Here is a 1,292-nt window from a genome sequence, read left to right as displayed (position 1 = left end):
TCCGCTGCAGATCGGCGGCGTCGAGAATGGCGCGCCACGCCGAGCGAGGCGGCGCCGCGCAACCCGGCCTATCAGCCCGGCCGCGCCCTGACCGCCGAGCGCGACGCCGAGACCTACAACAATTATTACGAGTTCAGCACCAGCAAGAACCTGTGGGAGGCGGCCCAGGCGCTGAAGATGAAGCCCTGGACGCTGACCGTGGACGGCATGGTGGCGCAGAAGAAGACCTGGGCGCTCGACGACCTGCTGCGCCAGGTGCGGCTGCAGGAGCGCATCTACCGCCACCGCTGCGTCGAGACCTGGGCGATGACCGTGCCCTGGACCGGCTTTCCGCTGGCCGACCTCGTCCGCCTCGCGCAGCCGCTCGGCTCGGCCAAATACCTCGTGTTCCAGACGGTGGTGCAGGACGACACCATGCCCGGCGTGCATTCGCCCCTGTTCACCTGGCCATACCAGGAAGGGCTGACGATCCAGGAGGCGATGGCCGACATCGCCTTCCTCTCGACCGGCCTCTACGGCAAGCCGCTGCCGCCGCAGAACGGCGGCCCGATCCGCCTGACCCTGCCGTGGAAATACGGCTTCAAGTCGGCCAAGTCGCTGGTCCGCATCAGCTTCACCGACACGCGGCCGGACACGTTCTGGGCGCAGCTGGCGCCCGACGAGTACGGTTTCTGGGCCAACGTCAATCCGGCGGTGCCGCATCCGCGTTGGAGTCAGGCGTTGGAGCGGCTGCTCGGCAGCGACGAGATGGTGCCGACGCAGATCTACAACGGCTACGGCCCGGTGGTCGCCGCCTTGTATGCTGACAAGACGCATGAAAAGCTGTTTATGTAAGGGGCCTCGTCCGGCATGGAGCGGGGCCGGAGGGTTCGGGTCGTGGTGCAACGCGCGTTCGCCGTGATCGCTGCGGTTTGTCTGGTCGGCGGCATCGCGATTGCCATGCTGCTTCCCGTGGACGCGCCGCTGGCGCAGCTGATCTACGCCATCGACGGCGATGCCCTCGACTGGGTGGAATCCGGGCTGCGCCACGCGCTGCCCGCCTGGGCGTGGACGTGGATCATCATGCCGCTGCTGATCCGCCCCGACTGGCTGCTGCCGATCAGCGCCGGCATCGTCGCCGCCGGCCTGTCGGTCAGCCTCACCCGCCGGCCGAAGACCGAGACCGCGCGCCGCCGCCGATCCTGAGCCGCGCCGGCATTTGCGGCTGTTCCTCTACGGGTCCCTGCGCGACCCCGCCACGCTCGCCGCCCGCGCCGGTGCCCCGCGCCTGCGCGCCGCCCCACGCCCTGCCG

2 protein-coding genes are annotated in these 1,292 nt (G+C 69.6%); both read left to right on the top strand.

The annotated features are described in order from the left end of the window. Positions 1–834: protein-methionine-sulfoxide reductase catalytic subunit MsrP (gene msrP, locus B8460_RS16710; RefSeq protein ID WP_048862750.1), on the top strand; the 834-nt coding region annotated here is incomplete at its 5' end. A gap of 42 nt (positions 835–876) precedes the next feature. Then, positions 877–1,185 carry a hypothetical protein gene (locus B8460_RS16705; protein ID WP_048862749.1) on the top strand — a complete coding sequence of 103 codons (309 nt, stop codon included), beginning with the start codon at positions 877–879 and terminating at the stop codon, positions 1,183–1,185. The last annotated feature ends 107 nt before the right edge of the window (positions 1,186–1,292 follow it).

Origin of the sequence: Acidisphaera rubrifaciens HS-AP3, from assembly GCF_000964365.1 — a bacterium.
GTDB classification, from domain to species: domain Bacteria; phylum Pseudomonadota; class Alphaproteobacteria; order Acetobacterales; family Acetobacteraceae; genus Acidisphaera; species Acidisphaera rubrifaciens.
This window is presented reverse-complemented; position numbering and strand designations above follow the sequence as displayed.